A 22211-nucleotide genomic window follows, 5' to 3' on the forward strand; every position below is an offset into this window, starting at 1 on the left:
CTGCTGCTTAATCTGTTGGAGAAGTCCAACGAGCGGGTATGGTGATTCTAGGAGGAGGGGGTACTCCGTGGAGACGCACATTCCGCTGATCGTCCGCAACATCAGCTTGAACGACGACGCGACCATCGAGCAGCTTGCGCTCAGCCTGTCCGACTTCGGATGGCACGAGACCGGCGGACAGGTCATCGCGACGTTCTACACGTCCGGTGCAGACCCAGTCGCTGCAGCGGCAGCAGCAGCGCTCAGCATCAAGCGAGCTCTGCCGCAAGCCCGTGTGGAACGCGTCGACGAACAGTTCGTCTCGCTCGCCGACATCGCGGCCCGGGCCGGCCTGACCCACGAAGCTGTCCGCCTGTGGGCGGCAAGAAAACGACGCGCCGCAAGCGAGCCGTTCCCAGCCCCTCGGGCAGAAGTAGGCCAGGGCCGCACAGCCACCAAGATCTGGACATGGCCCGAGGTCCTCACATGGCTCAAGACCCACTACTGCCTGGATCTCGAACCAGACACCGCCTACCTCACCCCCGAGCAGGTAACGCGCCTGAACGCCGCGCTGCAAAGCCGTCCTCAGCCCCGATGGCAGCCCGCTACAGCCGGAGTCGCCCGCACCTTGGCAGTGATGAGCACTGTGCTGGAAGAGGACGCCTCACCCACTCCGACAGCCCGGCGCTTCACATGCACCGGCGGCAAGCGGTGAACTCCGTCAACACCGATCAGGCCGTGGAGACGCCGCAGGACGATCTGCGGGAGCAAGTCGCCCACCTCCACGGCCGGCTTCACCTCACGGACGTCCGTGTACAACGGCTACGAGCGGAAAGCCTGGGAGACCCGCCGTTCGACGTCAACAGCATCCAGATCCACAGCGGTCCGTGCGAAGTCCTGCTTGAGCCGCCCCGTTTCGCTGCCCGGGTCAACCAGACCGTGACACTGCGCGACCTCGACGAGCAGACACTCGCCGAAGTCGAAATAGTCCTGATCATCGACTATGCCCTCGATGAAGGACCTGACCTGCCCGAGGACGTCGTCAGCGCGTACGTGGAGCACAACACCTACTTCACGGCACACCCCTACCTCCGCGAAACCCTGCAGAACGCCACACTGAGACTCGGGCTCGAGCCCGTCATCCTGGGAGTCCTCGACAGAAATCAGCCCCGGCCGCATGAGGTCATGCTGGTGCGCCGCGCCCCGGCCCGTTCCGACGAAGCCAGCCAGTAACTTCCCCGGTTCCGCCACTCGTTCCACGGCAAGGTCTGTCCGCGACTTGCCCCGCAGCGAGAGCGCTGTCGGTCACGCCTGACCATTGAGGACCAGTGCGGAGTGCAGCGCGGCTTACGGCAGCACATGTCGCTGCCGCCCAGCCTGACAGCTCGGCCAATCACAGCGGGGGAGTTGTCTCCGATACAGCGCCCATCATGACGACGAAGGGGCGACTCCGATCACGGTCTTCGGACCATACTGGCTGCATGTCCTCATCACTTCGCCCTCCTGCACAGCGGCCCTGCGAGAGCTGTCCTTACCGACGCGATGTACCTGCGGGAATCTGGGCCAGTGAGGAGTATGCCAAGCTCCGCCGCTATGACGCTGACACTCCCGATCAACCCACAGGGCTCTTCCAGTGCCATCAGGCCGATGCTGACAGCACTGTCCGTCGTGTCTGTGCCGGCTGGGCTGGATGCCACGAAGGCCGTGGACTGCTTGCCCTGCGGCTGGCTCTTCTTGAGGGGCGTATTGATGAGGCCACGTTTGAGGCCGTAACCGACTACACATCGCCAGTGCCACTGTTCTCCTCTGGCAGGGAAGCCGCCGCACATGGTGAGACAGGCATTGACGCGCCGACCGAGGAAGCCCGCCGTCTCATCGACAAGATCACTCGAACCCGAAGCGATCTGGTGCTGAAGCGCTCCGGGGATCACTGATCACGGCCGAGGACTGCGGAGACCACGGCGGTGCCCTTTCGCGGTAGCGGGTAGTGGCACCTGGCGCTGCTGGCTCAGGTTCCGTGCCGGGGCCGTTGCGGAGAAAAGGGCGGCGATTGCCTGCCGGCAGCAGCCGACGATCGATACACCGTGTCTACGGCTTGCCAGGGGCCCGTCGGCCCCCGCGGCGAGCCTGGACGGTCTGCCCGTGCCCCGATCTGTCGTGGCTGATGAACACCGAGCGATCTCGTTCGCATGCGTGGGCATCCTGCCGGGGCGGGCCTGTTCGAACAACAGACTCCACGCGTGTGGGCAGTGGCGTGGAAAGGCGGATTACCGGACCGATGTGAGGGCTTCAATCTCATGCCCAACATCAGGAACCGGCAGGGTCTGACCTTCTGTCAGTGTCCGGGGCCGGGAGGTCTGGTGCGAACTGCGCGAGGGAGATCGTGGTGGCCTGTGCCAGCTGATCCGCGGTCGCAGTGCCCGAGCGGTCCACGGCCGCAGCCCACGCACCGACCGACTCCTTGGAGAAAGCCTGCACCTCACCGGAGGCCGCCATTACGGTCGGGTCCCCGATGGATTCGCCGCTGAGGAACAGGCTGAGCCCCATCAACGCCCCGTCCCATCCGGGGCCGACCCACAGCGCGCCCGCTCCGCTCTGCGCCATCTCGATGGGCACGATGTGGTCGAGTTCGAGCGCTGTGCCGTCGCCGTCCTCTGCGAGGCGCAATTCGACGATACTCCTCGGTCCTCCCCAGGTCAGCCGCACCAGCCGTGGCGGTTCGCAGGCGAGGATCTCTCCACCGGCGTTGCCCTCGAGTTGGAAGGTCCCGCCGACGCGCAGGTCGCCGTTGATGGGCATGAACCAGCGCTTGATCCGATCGGGGTCGGTCACGGCGTCCCAGACGTCCTCAACTGCTGAGTCGTAGGTGCGACGCAGCGATACGCCGACGCATTCGCCGGCGTCCTCCGCTCCTCCCGGGAGACGTTCAACTGCGCGTGCGATGGCCGCGATCTGCTTCGCGATATCGATGTTCACGGGGTATCCGTTTCCTCTCGATCGGTGTTCGCGGCGCTGCCGGTCTCTGATGCCCTGGCTTGGGCGATGCGGCGCTCACGTTTGCCGCGGGCGAGCTCGGTGGCCAGTGCGTCGAGGCGCTGGTCCCACATCCCGCGGAAGCGGTTAAGCCACGCATCGAGTTCCTGCAGGGCGCCGGGATTGACTGCGTACAGCCTTCGGGTGCCCTCGGGCCGCACCGTCGCGAAGCCGCTCTCGCGCAGTACCCGCAGATGCTGGGAGACCGCCGGCTGGGAGATGCCGAACTCCGCGCGGACCGTCGCGGTCACAGAGCCGGAGGTCTGCTCACCGTCGGCCAGCAGCTCCAGGATGCGACGGCGGACCGGGTCACCGAGGACGTCGAATGCGTGCACATCCCAAATATAGGAGCCTGCTTATATAAGTCAACACCTATATGCTGCAGGTGCGGCGATGTCGAGGATCGCGCGGAGCGTGGGAGGAATGATGACCGGCTTGAGCCTGAGTGAGGTGCTGGGGGAGCTGCGAGAGCTCGAGGATCCCCGCATCCGCGCGGGCAACGAGAAGCGTGGCGACGGCCACGCGGTGAATCTGAGCAGTTTGAGGGCGTTCGCCAAGCAGCTGGGGACCCAGCACGAGCTCGCGCTCGACCTCTGGGCCACGGGTGACAGTGCGGCGAAACTGCTCTCCACCCTGACCTGCTGCCCGAGGGCCCTCACGTTCGGCGACCTGGACGCCATGCTGCGCTCGGCGCAGGCGCCGAAGGTCCGGGACTGGCTCGTGAACTACGTCGTGAAGAAGAACCCGCACTGCGAGGCGCTGCGCGCGGCATGGCTCTTGGACCCCGATCCCGTGGTCGCGAGCGCCGGATGGATGCTGACCACGACGCGCGTTGTGAAGAACCCGGAGGGCGTCGATCTCGACGGCCTGCTCGATGTCATAGAGGCAGAGATGAAGAGCGCGCCCGAGCCGCTGCAATGGGCGATGAACGAGTGCCTGGGGAACATCGGGATCAAGCACCCAGCGCACCGCAGCCGGGCGATCGGCATCGGTGAACGGCTCGGGGTCCTCAAGGACTACCCGACGCCGCCGAAATGCACCTCCCCGTTCGTCCCCGTCTGGATCGCTGAGGTGGTGGGCCGAAAGGAGCGCCGGCAGGGGCACTGATGAAGCCAGTGGCGCCCTGGTGCAGGAGAGGCGGCTGGAGACGCACCGCCGTGGACGGCACCGGAAGGATCTCCACAGCAGTACGCCAGGAAACGCCACCGGACGCACTTATTCGAGTCACGTGACCGGGATGTCCAGCAGTCTGCCATGGTTCGGGAGGACCATCTGAGATGGATACGAACGAAAGGACGGCCCGCCGGAGTCTGATACGCAGAGCTGAGTGCGGCGCCAGTCCGTGAGGTCGGTGGGAGAAAACCGTGGAAAAGGTTTTCGACAGCAACGACTTCCCTGCACGGGATGCTCTTTCAGCGTGGGGAAAAGCGACCGCGGATGCGGTGATGCCGACGTCCTTCAAGTTGGTCGGTGACAATGTTTTTCGTGGGTGGGTCAGCACGATGTCGCTGGGGGCGGCTCAGGTTTCAGCGATGGCGTATTCGTCCTACCTCACAAGCAGGACCCCGAAGCTGATCCGCGTTTCAGACCCGGAGATCATTGTCTGCTGCGTTACGAACTGCGGCTCACATATGGTCGAGCAGAATCGCAAACGCGCGACGCCCCGGCCGGGTGAACTCGTGTTCCTCGAAAGCTCCCACCCCTTCGAGTCTTACGCTGACGGCGGGAACATCCTCATCCACTTCCCCCGCGCGCTGCTTCCCCTGCCGGCCCGCCACATCAGTCAGCTCATCTGCCGAGCTCTTCCCGGCGATCAGGGCATGGGGCGCCTGCTGACAGCCTTCCTCACCCATCTGACAGAGGACGGCCCGAGCCAAACGCCGCAGGACGCCGCACGACTCGGCAACGTGAGTCTGGACCTGGTCACCGCTGCAATGGCGCACTTCCTGGAGCGCGAGAGTGACATTCCCCCCGAATCCCGCCAGCGTGTTCTGTACACGCAGATCCTCTCGTTTATCGAGCGTCACCTGTGCGACAGTTCCCTTACTGCGGGTGAGGTAGCGGCAGCCCACCACATGTCGGTTCGCTCACTGCACCGGCTTTTCCAGCAGCACGGCGTGACTGTCCGTTCCTGGATGCGCAGCCAGCGCCTGGAACGCTGCCGCAGAGACCTGGCTGACCCTTTGAAGCGCCACACTCCGATCCAGGCCATCGGTGCACGCTGGGGATTTCCCCGCCCCGCAGACTTCACCCGCGCCTTCCGGGCTGTGCATGGCATCACCCCCAGCGGCTACCGGAACCAAGTACTCCACCACGGCACTCAGGCTGGCACACCAAGCCAAGTACCTGGCACACCTGGCTAAGGCGCTACGGATATCCCCCTGTGATGATCGGACAGCCACAGCCGGCCGTACCGGCTGTAACGGAAAAGGGGAACAGGATGAACATGCGTTCGCGCATCGGAATGGCATCGGCCGCTGCTCTGGTCGGCGGGCTGGCAGTCACCGCAGCCGCACCCGCTGATGCGGTCGGCCACCGCACAGCATCAGCCGCCCAGCCCGCCGCCTCCGCCCACACCCGGCTGTGGACCGAGCGAGGGTACGGCTTCGCCGACGTGAAGAAGACCTGGACAGCACAGCCGGGCTGGCCGGGCCGATACCGCGGCACCGTCTCGGGAACCGTCCACCACTACCACGCTCCGGGCAACCGCAACGTACTCGTCGAGGTGAGCACCGACGGCAGGATCTTCAGGCTCGGTGAGGCATCCGGGACACGGACATTCAGCAGGCCCTACAAGTACACCAAGCGAGTGCTGCTCCGGGTGTGTCTGCACCGCCCCGGGGCAAGCGGTGTGTCCTTCTGCAGCCGCTGGTGGTAACAACGCCCAGATGCTGCACGGCTGACACTCCGCCCCCTGTTCACCTGCCTGCGGACGGCCGCGCACACCCCACCCCCTCGCCTTCACCGTCACCCGCAGGCCAGGCAGGTGACGCGCCCGCCTTCGAGACGGCGCTACCCCGTATCTCGCATGCTCCGCCACCGGTCCAGGCAGGCCCCTGACCCGGATCCTGGCTGTTCTGGCCGACCGTGCGTACTCCTCACACGCCCTCCGCAGCCTCCTGCAGCGCTGAGGCATCCCTGCGATCATCGCGCAGCCGTCCGCACCTGCGCAGGTGCGGACGGCTCGTGCTCGTTCCGGCGATGAGCGTCGGGGCGCCCGCTGGATCAGACCGCATACGGTTCCAGAGGGGAAGCGACCGATCGGGACCGGACACACCGCAACCCAGGATGCGTGAGGCGACGTTCAGGACACCAGGCGCTCGATGATGCGTTCCATGCCGCTGGTCCAGTTGGTCTCCAAAGCGGTGGCGGCGCCCTCCACGTCGCCATCGAGGAGGCACTGAGCGATGCGTTCGTGCTCCTCGGCCGAGCGCGCCATGATGTCCTGGTCGCCGACGACGGCACGCTCGTAGCGGTGCAAGCTCAGTTTGAGGGAGTCGATCAACTCCATCAGCCGGGTGTTGCGGCAGCCAGAGAGCAGGAACGCGTGCCACTGGACGTCGTAGCGTTCGATCGCACCGTGCTGGGCCTCTGGGGCGGAGAATTCCCGGGCGCGCTCCAGGAGCTCCGGTGCGATGCGAGTGAGGTGTTCGGCATCCGAAGAACGCAGGGCCAGACACTCCAGCGCGATGATCACCTCGGTCAAATCCCGCAACTGAGCCGCGCTGGTGGGCACGAAGCGAAATCCCCGGCCGCGCTCACTGACGATGATCCCCTCGCGTTCCAGGCTGATCAGCGCCTCCCGCAGTGGTGTGCGGCTGACCCCCAGATCTTCGGCGAGCTGTACCTCGTTGATCGTCTCTCCGGGCGTGAAGCGACCCGTGCCCAGCCGTTCCAGGAGTTCGTCGATCACCTGCTCTCGCATGGGACGGCGCTCGATCGCCACGTGCCACTCTCCTCTCCTCATGCGGTCCTGCCCCTGGTGGGGCGGCCACCGGTACCGGCAAAAGAGTAGGGGACTACGCCGTGCCGGCTCCGTCGACGGTGACGACCGCGCCGCTGACGAAGGCCGCGGCGTCACTCGCGAGGAAGGCAACCGTCCGCGCAATGTCCTGCGGTGTACCGATTCGTCCCAGCGGCCGGTCCGCCGCGTCCGCATAGAAGGCGTCGGCGCTCTCGCCGAGCTGCCGGGCCTCCTCCGCCAGCATGCCCGTATTGGTGTCCCCGGGGCACACGCACACCACACGGATGTTGTCCGGCCCGTGGTCGATCGCCATCGCCCGGGTCATGTTGACCACCGCGCCCTTCGAGGCGCAGTAGGAGATAGCGCGGGCGCCGCCCTTGACGCCCCACCCGGAGCCGGTGTTGACGATGACGCCGCCGCCGTTCGCTGCCATCAGCGGGACCACCAGACCGCTGAGCACCATGATGGCCCGGACGTTGACGGCCATCACCAGGTCCCAGTCGTCGTCGGTGATCTCGCACACCGTCGAGCGGCGGATGATCCCGGCGTTGTTGAACAGCACGTCGACGCCGCCGAACTGGGACACTGCCGTATGCACCGCCTCCTCGCAGTCGGCGCGGCGGGAGACGTCGCAGCGTACGAACACGCCGCCGACGTCCTTGGCGGCCTGCTCGCCGCGCTCGGAGTCGACGTCGGCGAGCAGTACCTGTGCGCCCAGTTCGGCGAACAGGGCCGCGGTGGCGCGGCCGATGCCGGAGGCGGCTCCCGTGACGAGGGCGCGCTTGCCTTGGAGATCGATCACAGTGGGCTCCCTGGGGTGTCGTCGGGTTCTCGGGGTGAGAGGTGCGCGGGCCGGACCGCCGAGGACCGGGGATCTCGGCGGTCTCCGGCAGATCAGGGTGACAAAAGGTGCATGGCGCTGCTGCGGCGGCCGGTGATCACGCGAACGTACCCGGACAGCTCCTCATCGAGTACGGGGTCGCCAGTGTCGACCAGCAGCGGGCGTCCGCCGAGTGCGGCCAGCTTGGCCTCGGTGGCGAGGACGGCGAGGCGTTCTCGGCCGGCTGTGCGCAGCAGGTCCGGACTAACCTGCTGGTTGCCGCGGCCGAGCAGGAAGCCCTGGCCGCCGATGGGGGACAGGGCGATCCACGGGTCGGGCTGGGCGAGCAGCTGGTCGGCCCGGGCGTCGGCCAGTATGACGCGGGCGGCGGGGCACGGGCCCGCGGACTCCACGCGCAGGACGTCCACGCCGGCCAGCGTGGCATCGTGTGCGCCGAGCGCGGCGGCGACGGCACGGGTGGTCGTCCCGGGGCCGAGGACGACCAGTGCGCCGGCCCCGACGCGCTCGGCGAGTCCGGCGGCGATGCCCGCCACGGCGTCGGCGTCGGGCGCGGAACTTCCCATCTTGCGCTGCTGGATGCGCACCGGCTCGTCCGGTACGGTCAGCCATCCGTAGAGCCGGGTCACCACGCGGCCCGCCCGCAGTGCCTCCTCGTTCCGGTCCATAACCTCCGCGGCCTTCACCCCGCTCCGTCCGCCGGTCCAGGCGGCGGCCGCCTGACCCGCGGCCCGCGGATGCACACCGAAGACCGCGGAGTGCATCTTGACGCCCGCGGGAATCCCGACGACGGGAACCCCGCGGGGACCACAGCTGTCACGGGGCCGGTGCAGGATGCCGTCCGGTGCTCCGGTTCGTGGTGAGCCGGTCATAGTGGCGGACGCCCGGGCCGCGGCACGCAGCCCGCCGGGCATCGCGTCCAGGATGTCGCGGGCTGTACCGTCGCCGCCGGCGAAGAGGAGAAGACCCACACCGGCGCAGAGCAGGGCGGCCACGGCGCGTGCGGTGTCGGCGGCGCTGGTCGGACCAGGCCCGGGATCGTAGACGCACTGCGGGGACAGTCCGGCCGCGTGCACTGCGTCCTCGCCCATCGCCCCGGCCGCGGTCAGCAACCGCGGCGCGGCGGTGCCCGGCGGCAGCCGGGCCATTAGTTCCATGAGGGCCAGCGCCGCCCGCCCGGTCGCGGCCGGCGCAGCGCCCAGCTCCCGCGCACGCGCCTGGACATCTGTGCCGTCGCTCCCCTTCAGTGCGACCCGCGCGCCGAGTCCGGCGATCGGGTTGACAACCAACCCGATCGCCGGCCCGGTGGCCGCCCCCTCAGCGGCCACCCCCTCCGAGGCATGGCCCCCGGTCCCCGGAAGGGAGATCATCATGTGCCGTCCTGGGACGTCTCGCCCAGCACCTTGCGCCGGTAGCCGCGCCAGGTGACCGCCCAGGCGTGCGGGTCGTCGAGCGAGCCCTCACGGTTGCGGTGGACCGGGGCGCGGTGCGGGGAAGTGCGGACGGTGTCCGGATCGTCGTACGCCTCGCGCGCGACCTCCGCCAGGATCGCGGCGTACTCGTCGAGATCGGCGCGGGAGTAGGACTCGGTGGGTTCGAGTGTCATCGGTTCGGGGACGACGTAGGGATGGTGGCTGGTCCAGTAGTGCGTGCCGAAGTCGGCCATGCGCAGCCCGAGGTCCCCGGTGTGCACACCGGTCTCCTCGTTGAGCTGCCGCCAGCTGTAGCGCGCCTGCTCCAGCCGCGGCTGTCCCTCGGCGTACGGCAGGGACACCCCGTGGATGCCGAGCACCTTGTGCACCAGGTAGTTGTTGTTCAGCACCGCCGTCTCGGCGACCTCGCGCAGCCCGTCGGCCCCGAGCGCCATGATCCACGCGTACGCCCGGACGAGGTTCGGCGCGACGCCGTAGAAGGGCCGTGTCTTGCCGATGGACTCGGGCCGGTCGTCGTCGAGCCGGTAGCGAGTGCCGTCGAACTCCACGGTGGGCCGGGGCAGGTACGGAGCCAGCTCCGCCGTCACGGCGGACGCGCCGGCGGCGGGTCCGCCGCACATGTGCGGTGTGGAGAACGTCTTGTGCAGGTTGAAGTGGCACAGGTCGAAACCGGCGTCGCGGGCTCTGGTGATGCCGAGCAGACCGTTGGCGTTCGCCTGGTCGTAGGAGCAGAGTCCGCCGGCGTCGTGCACCAGGCGGACGAACTCGTCGATCCGCGGGTTGTAGATCCCGGTGTCCTCCGGATTGGTGATCAGCAGAGCCGCCGTCCGCGGGCCGACCGCCGCCCGCAGTGCCTCGATGTCGGGGTAGCCGTCGGCATCCGGTGGCAGTGTGATCACCCGGAAGCCCGCCGTCTTGGCGCACGCCGCGTTGGACGGGTGCGAGAAGGACGTGGTGATGACCTCGTCGCGCGTTCCCGACTCGCCGCGTGCCGCCAGACACGCGCGGATCATCGACACGTTGGCCCAGATGGCCGCCGAGCCCGCGGCCGGCTGCAGGCTGACCCGGTCCATCCCGGAGATCTCCGCCAGTAGGCGTTCCAGCCGGTAGATGATCTCGAGGACGCCCTGGGTCGTGCTCTCGTCCTGGGCGGGGTGCAACTGCGCGATCCGGGGGTCGCGGACAAAGGTGTCGTTGACCTTCGGGCTGTACTTCATCGTGCACGTGCCCTGCCCGACATCGACGTTGAGGTCGGCGCCGAGGTTTTCCTGGGACAGACGCAGGTAATGGCGCAGCACCCGCTGCTGGCCGATCTCCGGGAGTCCCGGCGGAGTGCGGCGCAGCAGAACCGCGGGCAGGCGTTCGGCAAGATCGCCCGCCGCAGCGGCGACGTCGGGATCCGGGGCCGGCACCAGCACGCCGCGCTCGCCGGGCGCGTCGAGTTCGAAAATGAGTTTCTCGTCCCAGCGGGCCTGGTGGAAGCGGCGTGTCGCCGGCTTGGGGGCGACACGCGCCTGCTCCACGTCCGGTGTGCCGACGCCGGTGGCGTCCCCGTTCACTGTGCGCGTCACTTCACGAGCTCCTCGAGGGCGGTGGCCAGGTCGTCGATGTCGGCCTTGGTGTGGACTTCGGTGACGCAGTAGCGCGCTGCTCGTTCGTTCACGGGCGTTCCGCCGTGGATTCCGCGCTCCAGCAGGGACGCGGCGATCTGCGCAGCGGTGCGCTCACCCTGGTACACCACCGTGAAGTCGGCGAAGTGCACGGCCTCCGGGTCGGGCAGGGCGATGCCGGGTACCTCGGCGATCCGCTGCTGGGCGTAGGCGGTGTTGGCCAGGATGGTCTGGCCGATCTCCCGCATGCCGTGCGGGCCCATGAGCGCCAGGTACACCCCGGCGGCTATGCCGTGCAGTGCCGCGGCCGTCCCGACCCACTCATTGCCTTCTTCCCGCCGCGCGAAGGACGTCCGTTCGTAGGCGACGTCGCCGAAGCCGTACTCGCCGTCCACGCAGGTCGGGACCATGCCGAACAGCCTGCTCGGGTACTCCGCCACGAGACGTTCGTCGTCGAGGCTACCGATGAATCCGGCGTTGTTGCCGCCGAAACTCGGGTGCAGGCCCAGCGGTTGCAGGTCGCCGCACGTCAGGTCGGCGCCGTAGGAGGCGGGCGGCGCAAGCACACCGAGGCTCAGCGGGTTGACGTCGACCACCGCGAGCGCTCCGCACTCGTGGGCGAGCGCGACGAGTTCGGGTGCGCACGGCTCGATGCGGCCGGAGCCGTCGGGCACCGCCGTGTACACCGCCGCCACGTCACCCGCGGCGAGTTCGGCGCGGACGGCGTCCGGCGAGGCCGGCACGCGCACCAGTTCGTACGCGTCCTGGACATAGTCGTGGATCCGCGACAGCCGGTCGGCCGGGATGTCGCCGGCCAGCACCAGCCGGCGGCGCCCCGTGTACCGGCCTGCCATACGCAACGCGGTCGCAGCGGCCTGGAATCCGTCATATGTGGGGACGTTGACCACTTCGGTGTCCAGCAGCTCGGCCATCAGCGACTGGTACTCCCACAGCGCCTGGAAGCGGCCGTGGTCCTCGTACGGCTCGCCGGCGTACGCGGTGAGGAACTCGCTGCGGTTGACGACCTCGTCGACCACGGCCGGCACGTGATGGCGGTAGCAGCCATGGCCCAAGAAGCTGCGGCCCGGCCGGACAGCAGTATTGCGGGCCAGCAACTCCTCCATGTGCGCACTGAGTTCGGCCTCTGAACGGAGTGGGGCCGGCAGCGCCAGAGAGCCGTTCATGCGCAGGTGCTGAGGGATGGAGACGAGGAAGTCTTCCACAGAGCCGGCGCCTATCTCGGCGAGCATCGCCGCCCGCGCCGGAGGTGACGCGTTGGGAATGTAGGGGTGGGTGGCACGAGGGGGCACGTCCATGCGGCGCCTTCCGGGATTTCGGTCCGATGCCTTGACGAACACTGTGCACTCTGAGTTCTGTATACAGCATTATTCATTCAGAGTGCAGGAGGCAAGTATGAGAGACCGAGATGTGGGAAGCACGTCACGTCGGCAAGTGCTGGCCGCAGCCCTCTCAGGGGGCGCGCTCCTGGCGGCCGGGGCCACCGGATGCGCCACGGGCGGCGGGGTGCACCCGAAAGCGAAGCCCCTCACGACGGCGGCGTCCGGCGCCGCACCCAAGGGGAAGATCACGATCTGGTCCTGGGACGTGGCGGCTAAGGCGATGACCCGCCTCGGGAAGTCCTTCGAACAGTCCCACCCCGGCACCACGGTCAAGGTGGTGGACATCGGCTACGACAACGCCTACGACAAGATCACCGTAGGACTCGGCGCCGGCAGCGGGCTGCCGGACGTGATCACCGTCGAGGGCTACAAACTGCCCTCGTACATCGCGGCCTACCCCGACGGCCTGGTCGACATCACCGACAGAGCGGCCCGGTACCGGACCTCGTTCAGCCAGGCCGCATGGGCAACGGTCACCGACGCTAGGGGTCACGCCTTCGCCCTGCCATGGGACAGTGGCCCCTGCGGCCTGTTCTACCGCACCGACTATTTCCGCCGGGCGGGTGTCGACCCGGGGGAGCTGGCCACCTGGGACCGGTTCATCCAGGCCGGCGTCACCATTAAGGCCCGGACCGGCCACAAGCTGCTGGTCATGGACAGCCGTGAGGACACCACGCTGTCCATGCTGCTCCAGCAACAGGGGCAGGGGTGGTTCAAGGACGGCAGGGTCGCGGTGGACACCCCGGCCGCCGTGCGTGCCCTGACCGTGATGAAGCAGCTCGTCGACCGCGGCCTGGTCGACTTCGAGAACGGCTGGGACGGCCTGGTGTCGGCCACCCACGACGGCAAGACGGCGACCACGCCCACCGCGGCGTGGTGGGACGGCACCCTGACCACCGAGATGCCGGACCTCAAGGGACGCTTCGGTGTCGTGCCGCTGCCCGCCTTCACCGACGGCGGCGTGCGGACCTCCAACTCCGGTGGTTCCACCCTGGCAGTCACCAGCCAGAGCAAGAACCCCGAACTGGCCTGGACCTTCATGGAGTTCCTGCTGGCCGACCCTGCGAACCAGGCGTCGATGCTGCACCACGAGGGCCTCTTCCCCGCGTACCTGCCGGCGCTTAAAGACCCGTCGCTCAACGACCCCGACCCCTACTACGCCGGTAGCCAGAAGACGATGGCGCTGTTCGCCGGCCTGGTGCGCGACATCCCGCCCGTCCGGTACACGGGTGACGACGCCAAGGCGAGCGACATCATGAACACCGCAGTCAACAAGGTCCTGCACAACGGCGCGGACCCGGCTGGTGTCCTGCACTCCGCAGCACGCCAGATAGCGGCAGCCACCGGCCGCAAGCTGGCGAGCTAGGACCCGACATGACAATCACGCCCACCCGGCGGCGGGCCGCGCCCACGTCACGACCGGCTCGCGGATCCCGCCCACGCCGACGGCGCACGGGACTCGTCGCCTGGCTCTTCGCCGGCCCCGCCGCACTCCTGTTCGCGATCTTCTTCGCCTATCCGCTCGGTGCAAGCCTCTTCCAAAGCTTCACCGAACGGCGCGGCGGCGTCGACGTGTGGGTCGGCCTCGCCCAGTACCGCCGCCTGACGCACGATCCCGCATTCGCCCACTCGATGCTGAACGCGGGCCTCATCCTGACCGTCCAGGTACCGGTGATGATCGTCCTCGCCCTCGTCCTGGCCGTTCTCCTCAACCAGTCCTGGCTCCGCGTGCGGGGCACATGGCGGGCCGTGTACTTCCTGCCCGCAGTGACCACCCTCGTCGCCTACTCTGTCGTCTTCCAGGTACTGCTCAAGACCGACGGAGGCCTGGCCAACCAGGCTCTGCACGCCCTCGGTCTCGGCCAGGCGGACTGGTTGAACTCCCCGGGCTGGGCACGCGTATCCGTCATCGGCTCGATCACATGGCGCTGGACCGGATACAACGCGGTCATCCTGCTCGCAGGGCTCCAGGCCATCGGCAGAGAGCAGTACGAGGCAGCGGCGCTGGACGGCGCCGGCGTGCTCCGGGTGTACACCAGCGTGGTTCTCCCGCAGCTGCGCCCGGTCGTGCTCTTCTGCGTCATCACGTCCACCATCGGCACGCTGCAACTCTTCGACGAGAACTACGTTCTCACCAGAGGCGGCCCCGGCGACGCCACCCTGACCCCCGTCGTCTACCTCTACAAAATCGGGTTCCAGCAGCTGGACTTCGGCTACGCCGCCGCCATCGCCTGGGTCGTCGTGGCCGTGATCGCAGCCGTCTCCCTGGTCCAGTTCGCCCTCTACGGCCGGGAGCGTGACAGGTGAACCACAGGACCAGCCCGGTGACCGCGCTCCGCCGCACCGCCGTGTACGCCGTGCTCGCCGCCGGAGCACTCCTCAGCCTGATCCCCTTCTACTGGATGGCTGTGGCCGGCACCCATACCAGCGACGAACTCTTCCACTCACCGCCGCCGTTCCTGCCCGGCGGAGCCCTACTGCACAACCTGACGGGTCTGCAGCGGTCCATCGGCTTCGGGCGGGTGCTGCTCAACAGTCTGGGCATCGCCCTCATCTACACCGTCCTCAGCTCGCTGCTGTCGGCGATGTGCGGCTACGGCCTGGCCAAATACCGCTTCCGGGGCCGCGGACTCCTGCTCGGCGTCGTCCTGGCCACCATGATGATCCCCCTGCAGGTCCTGCTCGTCCCGCTGTTCCAGATGATGTCCAGCCTCGGATGGATCGACACCTACCAGGCAGTCGTCCTGCCGTTCCTCGCCAACTCCTTCGGCATCCTGCTCATGCGGCAGAGCTTCCTCGACTTCCCCGACGAAATCCTGGAGTCGGCGCGCATCGACGGCGCCGGCGAACTGCGCACCTTCTACATGGTCGTCATCCCCACCGCACGCCCTCAGCTGGCGGCACTCATGGTCTACACGTTCATGGCGCAGTGGAACAGCTTCATCTGGCCGCTGCTGATGCTCAACACACAGGACAAGTACACCGTGCCGGTGGCGCTGAACACCCTCACCGGCCTCACCCACGTCGACTACGCAGGCCTGATGCTCGGCTCGCTGCTCGCCACACTGCCGCTGCTGGCCCTCTTCCTGGTGTTTCAGCGCCAGTTCGTCGCCGGCCTGCTCGGCGGAGCTCTGAAGGGATGACCGCCGTGCCGCACACCCATCCACCCGCCTCCCGGCTGCCCGGACCGCCGGGCCTGCTGTACGGCGGGGACTACAACCCCGAACAGTGGCCCGAGGAGGTCTGGGCCGAGGACGCCCGGCTGATGGGAGACGCCGGCGTGACCATGGTCACCGTCGGCGTATTTGCCTGGGCCCGCCTGCAACCGGCCCCGGACCGATGGGACTTCGCGTGGCTGGACCGTGTGATGGATCTGCTCCACGGACAGGGCGTCGCCGTTGATCTCGCGACCGCGACCGCGGCGCCGCCGGCGTGGCTGGTCAGGGCTCATCCCGAGATGCTGCCCGTCACCGCCGACGGCGTGCGGCTGGAGTTCGGCTCAAGGCAGCATTACTGCCCGTCCTCGCCTATCTACCGTGCGGCCGCGACCGATCTGGTCCGAGCGCTGGCCGAGCGGTACCGCGGCCATCCGGCGCTCGCCCTGTGGCACGTCAACAACGAGTACGGCGACCACGTCACCGAGTGTTTCTGCCCCGAGTCGGCTGCAGGCTTCCGCAGATGGCTCGAGAGACGCTACCGCACAGTGGAAACGCTCAACACGGCATGGGGGACCGCCGTCTGGTCGCAGGCATACAGCTCGTTCTCCCAGATCGAGCCGCCGCGCACCGCCCCAGGACCGGTCAACCCCACACACCGGTTGGACTGGCGGCGATACTCCTCCGATGTCCTCCTGGCGTGCTACCGGGCGGAGAAGGAGGTCCTCGACGAGCTGAGCCCCCACGTGCCCGTCACCACGAACTTCATGTCCATGCTCAAGGAGTTGGACTACTGGGCCTGGGCCGCCCACGAGGACATCGTGTCCGACGACTCCTACCCGGACCCCGCGGACCCTAAGGCCCACATCGGCGCCGCCATGAACTACGACCTGATGCGCTCACTGGGCGGTGGGCGTCCGTGGCTGCTCATGGAACAAGCGCCCTCGGCAGTCAGCTGGCGCGAGGTGAACCTGCCCAAGCCGGAGCGGCTGCGGCGGCTGTGGTCCCTGCAGGCGCTCGCCCGGGGAGCCGACGGCATCCTGCACTTCCAGTGGCGGGCCTCGGCGGCAGGACCGGAAAAGTTCCACAGCGCCATGCTGCCGCATCGTGGGACCAGGGCCCGGGGATGGGCACACACCGTGCGGATGGGAGCCGAACTGCGCCGGCTGGCCGAGGTGGGCGGGACCAGACTCGCCGGCCCGGCCGCGGTGGTCCTGGACTGGGAGAGCTGGTGGTCCCTGGAGGGGGAGGACCACCCCTCCCGCCGGATGCGCTGGCCGGCTCTGCTCCGCCCTTGGTACGAGGCGCTGTTCACGCGCGGCGTCACCGTCGACTTCGTGCCACCTGGCGCCGATCTCGGCGGACGGCGGATCGTGCTCGCACCGAACCTGCACATGGTGGACGACGCGGGTGCGCGGTGGCTGGCGGACTTCGCCATGGCCGGCGGTCACGTGGTGTGCGGACCCTTCAGCGGAGTCGTGGACCGCGACGACCACATCCACCCCGGCGGGCCGCCCGGCCCCCTGGCCCCACTCCTCGGTGTCGCGGTCGACGAGGTATGGCCCATACCCGACGGTGGATGGACGCGCGTGGAGATGAACGGTCTCGGCCTGCGGGCAGCCCTGTGGAGCGAATGGCTCGACCTCGAAGGCGCCGTCCCCGTTGCGTCGTACACCTCCGGTGAACTCACCGGCCTGCCCGCCGTCACCCGCAGGGACCACGGGGCGGGTGCCGCGTGGTACATCGGCTGCCATCTCGGCTCCGGAACAGGCGCCGTACTGGATGTCGCCCTGGCCGCGTCCGGCGCCGTCCCAGCAGGCCCGCAGCCGCCACCCGTACCCGGCGTCGAGGCCACACGCCGGGTGGCCGCCGACGGGACGTCCTACCTCTTCCTCCTCAACCACGGGCAGGACACTGCACACCAGCCCGTTACCGTCCCCGGTGTCGACCTGCTCACCGGCGCCGCCGTCAAGGGCTCCCTCACCCTCGCGCCGTCGGACGCCGCCGTAATCCGCACATCCCCGCAAAGGAATCGCACATGAGCCGACTGAGAAGGCGCACTTTCCTCGCCGCGACAGCCGTCGGAACCACAGCCGCGGCCCTCCCATCAGCCACCCCGGCCGGGGGCACCGCCCAACCTGCCGACCGGGTGGGCGGCCCACACGACTACACCAACATCCTCGACCTGCGCGGCGTGCCCGCCGCGGCCCACCCGGGAGACGCCAACGACAACAACCCCATCAACATCTTCGCCGACCTCGGCGCCTGGCACGCCTATGCGCTGCCCACCGAGTCCGACCCGGCCTCGCACGGCGCATTCACCGGCCCGCTGTACATCGCGCAGGAGTACCCGTGGTGGCTGAGCGCCGGATTCAGCCGCCTCCGGCTGAGCGAGTCCGGCCACCAACTGGACTTCTCCGCCGGAGGCAAGCCGGTATTTACCTCACTGCCGGGGGCGCTGCGCCAGGACTACGACCTCGGGTCGGGCCTTACCGTACGCTTCGACCTGGTCTTCGCCGGCAGCCGCACCGCGCTCGTCCAGGCGCTGGTGACCAATCACGGCGCGGCACGGCGCACCCTGCACGCCTCATGGACCGGTTCCCTGCTACGCCCTGCGGACGCTCCGCAGAGCTCCGCGGCACACCTCGGAGCAGCACCCGACGGCGTGAGGGTGGACTTCACCCGGGTGCGCCAGACGTGGGACTTCCTGACCGACGGGACCGAGCGGTTCGCCGTCACGCACCGGCGGCCGGTGCGCACCGAGGTAGACGGCGACACCTACAGGACCGAGATTATCGAACCCGTCGTCCTCAACGCCGGACACACCGCTGCCCTGCACTGGACGGAGACGTACACCTTCACCGAGGCCGAGCGAGCGCGAGAAGCCACAGCCGTGGCCCGCGCGTTGGACGAACCAGGGCGGGTCTTCGCCGCGAACGCCGCGCGCTGGAAGGGCTACATCACGCGCGCCGTCGCCGGCGTCCCCGACGAGCGGCGGCGCACGGCGGTCAAGTGCGTGCAGACGCTCATCACCAACTGGCGCAGTCCCGCAGGCCGTATCCTCCACGACGCGGTCACCCCCTCGCTGTCGTACAAGTGGTTCAGCGGTGTCTGGGCGTGGGACACGTGGAAGCAGGCGGTGGGTACCGCGAGGTTCGCACCGGACCTGGCGGCGGCGCAGATCCGCTCGGTGTTCGACCACCAGATCCCGCACAACTCACCAGTGCGCCCGCAAGACGCCGGGATGGTGCCCGACTGCATCTTCTACAACGACCCCGGCACCGGAGGCGGTAACTGGAACGAGCGCAACTCCAAGCCGCCGCTCGCCGCCTGGTCCGTGTGGGAGGTCTACCGCGCCGGCCGCGACAAGGGCTTCCTACGCGAGATGTACCCAAGACTGCTGGCCTACCACGACTGGTGGTATCGCAACCGCGACCACGACCACGACGGACTCGCCGAGTATGGCGCCACCGTGGATCCCGGCAACGACAACGCCGCGGACACTCGGCAGGCGGCAGCGTGGGAGAGCGGCATGGACGACGCCCCGCGGTTCAACGCCGCCCTAGGCACCACGGTGGTCACAAATACCTCGCGAGCCGACGGCTCCACGCTCGGCTACTCGCTCACCCAGCAGTCGGTGGACCTCAACTCCTACCTGGCCGCCGACAAGCAGTACCTGGCCCACATCGCCTCCGCGCTCCGCCACCGAGACACTGCCCGCACACTTCGCTCAGAGGCCGCGGTCGTGCGCCGGGCCGTGTGCTCCACGATGTACGACGCGGACAGCGGCTGGTTCCACGACACGGACCTGGCCGACGGCACACGTCTCACCGCACGAGGACGCGGTATTGAGGGCGTCATTCCCCTCTGGACGGGCACCGCCACCGCGAGCCAGGCCGCCGCCGTACGCCGTCTGCTGCTGGACCCGGACGAGTTCGCCGCCTTCCTGCCATGTCCCACCGTCGCACGCAGCTCACCGTACTTCGATCCCGAGGGCTACTGGCGCGGCCTCGTCTGGCTTGACCACGTCTACTTCGCGGTCGAGGGCCTGCGGCGCTACGGCTACGAGGACGACGCTCGCGCCGTCGTCAGGCGTCTGCTGGCCAATGCCGCGGGACTCGCCGGCGACGCGCCGATCGCGGAGAACTACCAGCCACTGTCCGGGCAGGCCCGCAACGCCACCAACTTCAGCTGGTCGGCGGCGCTTCTGCTGCCCATGCTGACGGTGTGAGCAAGCCCTGCCGGGGCCCGGAGCCGGAAGGCGGCCGGGGCCCGGCAGGACGCAATGACGGATCAGGAACTCGGCGACACCTGGACCGTCGTGGTCAGGTCGTCGTCTTCCGACTCGTGCACGACACTGATGCGCGTCCCTGTATCGGGGACCGACACGCCCAGCTGGGGCGCCGCCGGGTCGGTGTAGACGCCGGTGTGGTCGTCGAAGGACGGCACCCCCGGCTCGCTGCGGATCCATGTCCGCACCCCGGCTTTGTGCAGCGCGAACGGTGTTGTGCGGTGCAGCGAGAAGGGCGCGTCGAAGCTCTGCGCCCGCGCGTTGACCGCAGTCCCGTCGGCGAAACGGATCTGCGTGGGATGCGCGTCGACCGGAAGGATCAGGCCGTGGCCCGGGTGGTCGGCGGTGTTGTTGTCGCTGAAGGCGGTGTCCCACAGCCAGACCAGCACTCCCTGCTGGTACGGGTACGTGTCGATCACGTCTGCCTTGCCCGCGACCCCGCGGTAGCCGAAGTTGTACGGGCCGGTGCGCAGGAAGGCGCCGTAGCCGGCGTAGCGGCGGTTCTCCACGAGGTAAGCCCGTGCGTGGTGTTCGACGGCGACCCGGCCCTGCACGATACCGAAGCCCGTTGCGGTCCAGCCCTGTCCGCCCTTCTCAGCGCCGTCGTCGAGAATCGTGTCGGCGCCCGCGGTGACGCGGACCGCGTCCACCAGGACGCCCTTGCCGTGGGTGTTGCCGTCCGAGGTGACGTGAAAACGCAGCCGGACCTGCTGCCCGGCATAGGCATCCAGCGGGATGTGCAACTGCGCCCAGGTACCGGAACTCCCGCTCAGGCCCGGGGTGTTAGCGGTGGTATTCCCGATCGGGGTGCCGTTCACCGTGCCGCCGAGCGTGGTCCAGGTCCTCCCCGCGTCGACGGACGCCTCCACGGAGAAGAAGTCGTAGCCGGGCTCGGTGTCGTACCACGCGGCCGTATCGAGTGCAGCGGGCCCGGTGCGGCCTATGAGGTCCACGGTCCGTTCCAGTGTGCTGTCCAGGTTGTCGCCCGTACCGCTCCACCACTGTGCCGTGCCCTGGTGCGGGTCGGCGAGATCGGTCTCGCTCCGCCCGTCCGGGAGATGGACCAGGGTCGCCTGCGCGTGCCGGGTGTTGTACGCGCTCACGCCGAGCACGTGCCGGGAGCGCGTCGCGGCGTGCGCCTCGTCGTAACCGAGCCATCCCAGCTGGAGTTTGCTGTACGGGTCCAGGTCGCCCGGATATGCGCCGGTGGTGTTGCGGCCGCGGCCCAGATAGGACCCGGAGGACATCAGCGACCAGAAGTTGACGCTGTTGTCCCCGCCGGTCAGCGGGTACATATCCGGCAGGCCGAGGTTATGGCCGTACTCGTGGGAGAACAGGCCGACCCCGCTGTTCTCACCGGCCTGCACGTAGTCGTAGACGTACACCCCGGTGTCGCCGACCTGGGCACCGCCGAGCTTCGCGCCGGCCGGGCCGGTCGTTCCCGCCGGGTCGGGGAATTCCCAGGCGCGGTGCGCCCACAGGGCGTCGTCGCCCTGCGCGCCGCCGCCCCACGTCTGGTCCACGCCGGCGTGCACCACGATCACGTTATCGAGGTAGCCGTCCGGCTGGCTGAAGTTCCCGTCGTGGTTGGCGTCGTAACGGTCGGCCGTGTCGTACTGGGTGAGCTGTGCCTTGATGTCCGCGTCACTGCGGCCGTTGGCCCGCTGTTGCTCGTACCACGCGTTGACGGCGTCGCCGATGAACTCCTGCGCCTGGGTCCACGCGCCGTTGCCTTGGGGCCCCTTGTCGCTTCCGTAGCGGGCCTCGTTGTAGGGGACGGTCACCCAGTCGCTGACGGTGCCCTCGATGTCGTAGCGACCTGCGGACTGCGTGCGGTAGTAGTTTCGGACGGAGTTGGTGCCGGGCGTGTCGTCGAAGAACATTCTCTGGTAGTAGGACTTACTGAAGTCCGGTTCCCAGTAGGTGTGGGTGTCGTCGCGGCCGGGTTTGGGGATCTCGCCGTGTCGCGGGCCGGGTGTGCCGCCGTAGCGGACGTGGCCGTTGTAGAGCGTGCTGTCGTCGACCTTGTCGCCGAACTGCGCCAGGATCACGAACACCTTGTCCGTGCGCTGCCGGGCGAGCTGGACGTAGTCGTCGCCGATCCTTGCCCGTGCGGGGGCCCTGCCGTCGGAGGCACGGGCGAGGGTTCCGGCGTTCAGCCGCTGCATGGCCTGTGCTCGCAGGGCCTGCTGGCGGTGCGCCGGCGCGGCAACCGGGGGCTGGGGCGCCTCGGCGCCCATGCTGCGGTGAGCTGAAGCCGCCGGCTTGGACGGGGGTGTTTTCTCCTGTGCGGCAGCGGGGGAGCTGAGCATGGCCGCGGCTATCGCACTGGTGGTGAGCGCGGCCAGGAGTCCGGTCGCGGAGGGTCTGCGCATCTGCAGCACCTTCGGGTCGTGGGTGGTGGACTGATGGCCGGTAATATTTCACATGTCATACTGCTTAACTAGTCTCATGTGCCGGTGAGGACGAGTCGGTTCATCAAAAGGTCTTGGGCGTACGGCCCGTGTT

At 68.5% G+C, this 22211-nt stretch carries 19 protein-coding genes; 11 read left to right on the plus strand and 8 right to left on the minus strand.

Features of this window, described 5'->3' with window-relative positions; all coding sequences use genetic code 11:
• The first annotated feature begins 67 nt into the window (after positions 1-67).
• The 3 genes from E4U91_RS35960 to E4U91_RS35970 all read left to right on the plus strand — a co-directional run bounded on the left by E4U91_RS35960 (position 68) and on the right by E4U91_RS35970 (position 1913).
• Complete coding sequence (locus E4U91_RS35960) at positions 68-694, plus strand: hypothetical protein (RefSeq protein ID WP_137311262.1); 627 nt, start codon at positions 68-70, stop codon at positions 692-694.
• On the plus strand, positions 691-1212 hold the full coding sequence (locus E4U91_RS35965) for a hypothetical protein (protein WP_137311263.1): 522 nt from the start codon (positions 691-693) through the stop codon (positions 1210-1212). Before E4U91_RS35960 ends, E4U91_RS35965 begins: the two co-directional genes overlap by 4 nt.
• Positions 1213-1460: 248 nt before the next feature.
• Complete coding sequence (locus E4U91_RS35970; RefSeq protein WP_137311264.1) at positions 1461-1913, plus strand: DUF6283 family protein; 453 nt, start codon at positions 1461-1463, stop codon at positions 1911-1913.
• Positions 1914-2286: 373 nt separating this feature from the next.
• On the opposite strand, the gene E4U91_RS35975 is transcribed toward E4U91_RS35970, so the two are convergent.
• Both E4U91_RS35975 and E4U91_RS35980 read right to left on the minus strand, forming a co-directional pair.
• Positions 2287-2955 carry an SRPBCC family protein gene (locus E4U91_RS35975; protein WP_241678948.1) on the minus strand — a complete coding sequence of 223 codons (669 nt, stop codon included), beginning with the start codon at positions 2953-2955 and terminating at the stop codon, positions 2287-2289.
• Complete coding sequence (locus tag E4U91_RS35980) at positions 2952-3356, minus strand: ArsR/SmtB family transcription factor (protein ID WP_206666949.1); 405 nt, start codon at positions 3354-3356, stop codon at positions 2952-2954. The genes E4U91_RS35975 and E4U91_RS35980 overlap by 4 nt, the downstream gene beginning before the upstream one ends.
• 82 nt (positions 3357-3438) lie before the next feature.
• On the opposite strand from E4U91_RS35980, the gene E4U91_RS35985 reads away from it, so the two are divergent.
• From E4U91_RS35985 to E4U91_RS35995, 3 genes are all read left to right on the plus strand, one after another.
• Complete coding sequence (locus E4U91_RS35985) at positions 3439-4119, plus strand: DNA alkylation repair protein (RefSeq protein WP_137311523.1); 681 nt, start codon at positions 3439-3441, stop codon at positions 4117-4119.
• A 257-nt stretch (positions 4120-4376) separates the two neighbouring features.
• The gene (locus E4U91_RS35990) at positions 4377-5375 is read left to right on the plus strand and encodes a helix-turn-helix domain-containing protein (protein ID WP_137311266.1); all 999 of its coding nucleotides are present in this window, start codon (positions 4377-4379) and stop codon (positions 5373-5375) included.
• 77 nt (positions 5376-5452) lie between these two features.
• A complete protein-coding gene (locus E4U91_RS35995) occupies positions 5453-5890 on the plus strand; it encodes a hypothetical protein (RefSeq protein WP_137311267.1) in 438 nt (145 codons plus the stop codon).
• A 426-nt stretch (positions 5891-6316) separates the two neighbouring features.
• Here the strand turns inward: E4U91_RS35995 and E4U91_RS36000 are convergent, their stop codons facing one another.
• From E4U91_RS36000 to gcvPA, 5 genes are all read right to left on the minus strand, one after another.
• Entirely contained in the window at positions 6317-6958 is a 642-nt protein-coding gene (locus tag E4U91_RS36000; protein ID WP_079084248.1) for a GntR family transcriptional regulator, read from the minus strand.
• Between the two features lie 73 nt (positions 6959-7031).
• Positions 7032-7778: an SDR family NAD(P)-dependent oxidoreductase gene (locus tag E4U91_RS36005; RefSeq protein WP_137311268.1), complete on the minus strand. Its 747-nt coding sequence runs from the start codon at positions 7776-7778 to the stop codon at positions 7032-7034.
• 92 nt (positions 7779-7870) lie between these two features.
• Positions 7871-9187 (minus strand): ATP-NAD kinase family protein, encoded by a 1317-nt coding sequence (locus E4U91_RS36010; protein ID WP_241678949.1) that lies wholly within the window; start codon positions 9185-9187, stop codon positions 7871-7873.
• Positions 9184-10818: an aminomethyl-transferring glycine dehydrogenase subunit GcvPB gene (gene gcvPB / locus E4U91_RS36015; RefSeq protein ID WP_241678950.1), complete on the minus strand. Its 1635-nt coding sequence runs from the start codon at positions 10816-10818 to the stop codon at positions 9184-9186. Before gcvPB ends, E4U91_RS36010 begins: the two co-directional genes overlap by 4 nt.
• On the minus strand, positions 10815-12173 hold the full coding sequence (gene gcvPA / locus E4U91_RS36020) for an aminomethyl-transferring glycine dehydrogenase subunit GcvPA (protein WP_137311269.1): 1359 nt from the start codon (positions 12171-12173) through the stop codon (positions 10815-10817). The genes gcvPB and gcvPA overlap by 4 nt, the downstream gene beginning before the upstream one ends.
• A gap of 208 nt (positions 12174-12381) precedes the next feature.
• Between gcvPA and E4U91_RS36025 the strand changes: the two genes are divergently transcribed.
• The 5 genes from E4U91_RS36025 to E4U91_RS36045 all read left to right on the plus strand — a co-directional run bounded on the left by E4U91_RS36025 (position 12382) and on the right by E4U91_RS36045 (position 19643).
• Complete coding sequence (locus E4U91_RS36025; protein WP_206666942.1) at positions 12382-13623, plus strand: ABC transporter substrate-binding protein; 1242 nt, start codon at positions 12382-12384, stop codon at positions 13621-13623.
• Between the two features lie 8 nt (positions 13624-13631).
• Complete coding sequence (locus E4U91_RS36030; protein WP_137311271.1) at positions 13632-14564, plus strand: carbohydrate ABC transporter permease; 933 nt, start codon at positions 13632-13634, stop codon at positions 14562-14564.
• Positions 14561-15400 (plus strand): carbohydrate ABC transporter permease, encoded by an 840-nt coding sequence (locus E4U91_RS36035; protein WP_241678951.1) that lies wholly within the window; start codon positions 14561-14563, stop codon positions 15398-15400. The genes E4U91_RS36030 and E4U91_RS36035 overlap by 4 nt, the downstream gene beginning before the upstream one ends.
• Positions 15397-17454, plus strand: coding sequence for a beta-galactosidase (locus E4U91_RS36040; protein ID WP_137311272.1), 2058 nt, complete (start codon positions 15397-15399; stop codon positions 17452-17454). Before E4U91_RS36035 ends, E4U91_RS36040 begins: the two co-directional genes overlap by 4 nt.
• Positions 17455-17561: 107 nt before the next feature.
• Complete coding sequence (locus E4U91_RS36045; protein ID WP_241678952.1) at positions 17562-19643, plus strand: MGH1-like glycoside hydrolase domain-containing protein; 2082 nt, start codon at positions 17562-17564, stop codon at positions 19641-19643.
• Positions 19644-19705: 62 nt separating this feature from the next.
• Here the strand turns inward: E4U91_RS36045 and E4U91_RS36050 are convergent, their stop codons facing one another.
• Complete coding sequence (locus tag E4U91_RS36050; protein WP_241678953.1) at positions 19706-22078, minus strand: immune inhibitor A domain-containing protein; 2373 nt, start codon at positions 22076-22078, stop codon at positions 19706-19708.
• Between the last annotated feature and the right edge of the window lie 133 nt (positions 22079-22211).

It is taken from the genome of Streptomyces lasalocidi (genome assembly GCF_005280215.1).
Lineage (GTDB): Bacteria > Actinomycetota > Actinomycetes > Streptomycetales > Streptomycetaceae > Streptomyces > Streptomyces longwoodensis.

Coding starts and splice junctions, on each gene's coding strand:
- gcvPA (WP_137311269.1), bottom strand. CDS start 12,173: ATGGACGTGCCCCCTCGTGCCACCCACCCCTACATTCCCAACGCGTCA.
- E4U91_RS35970 (WP_137311264.1), top strand. CDS start 1,461: ATGTCCTCATCACTTCGCCCTCCTGCACAGCGGCCCTGCGAGAGCTGT.
- E4U91_RS36050 (WP_241678953.1), bottom strand. CDS start 22,078: ATGCGCAGACCCTCCGCGACCGGACTCCTGGCCGCGCTCACCACCAGT.
- E4U91_RS36040 (WP_137311272.1), top strand. CDS start 15,397: ATGACCGCCGTGCCGCACACCCATCCACCCGCCTCCCGGCTGCCCGGA.
- E4U91_RS36010 (WP_241678949.1), bottom strand. CDS start 9,187: ATGATGATCTCCCTTCCGGGGACCGGGGGCCATGCCTCGGAGGGGGTG.
- E4U91_RS35985 (WP_137311523.1), top strand. CDS start 3,439: ATGACCGGCTTGAGCCTGAGTGAGGTGCTGGGGGAGCTGCGAGAGCTC.
- E4U91_RS36030 (WP_137311271.1), top strand. CDS start 13,632: ATGACAATCACGCCCACCCGGCGGCGGGCCGCGCCCACGTCACGACCG.
- E4U91_RS35995 (WP_137311267.1), top strand. CDS start 5,453: ATGAACATGCGTTCGCGCATCGGAATGGCATCGGCCGCTGCTCTGGTC.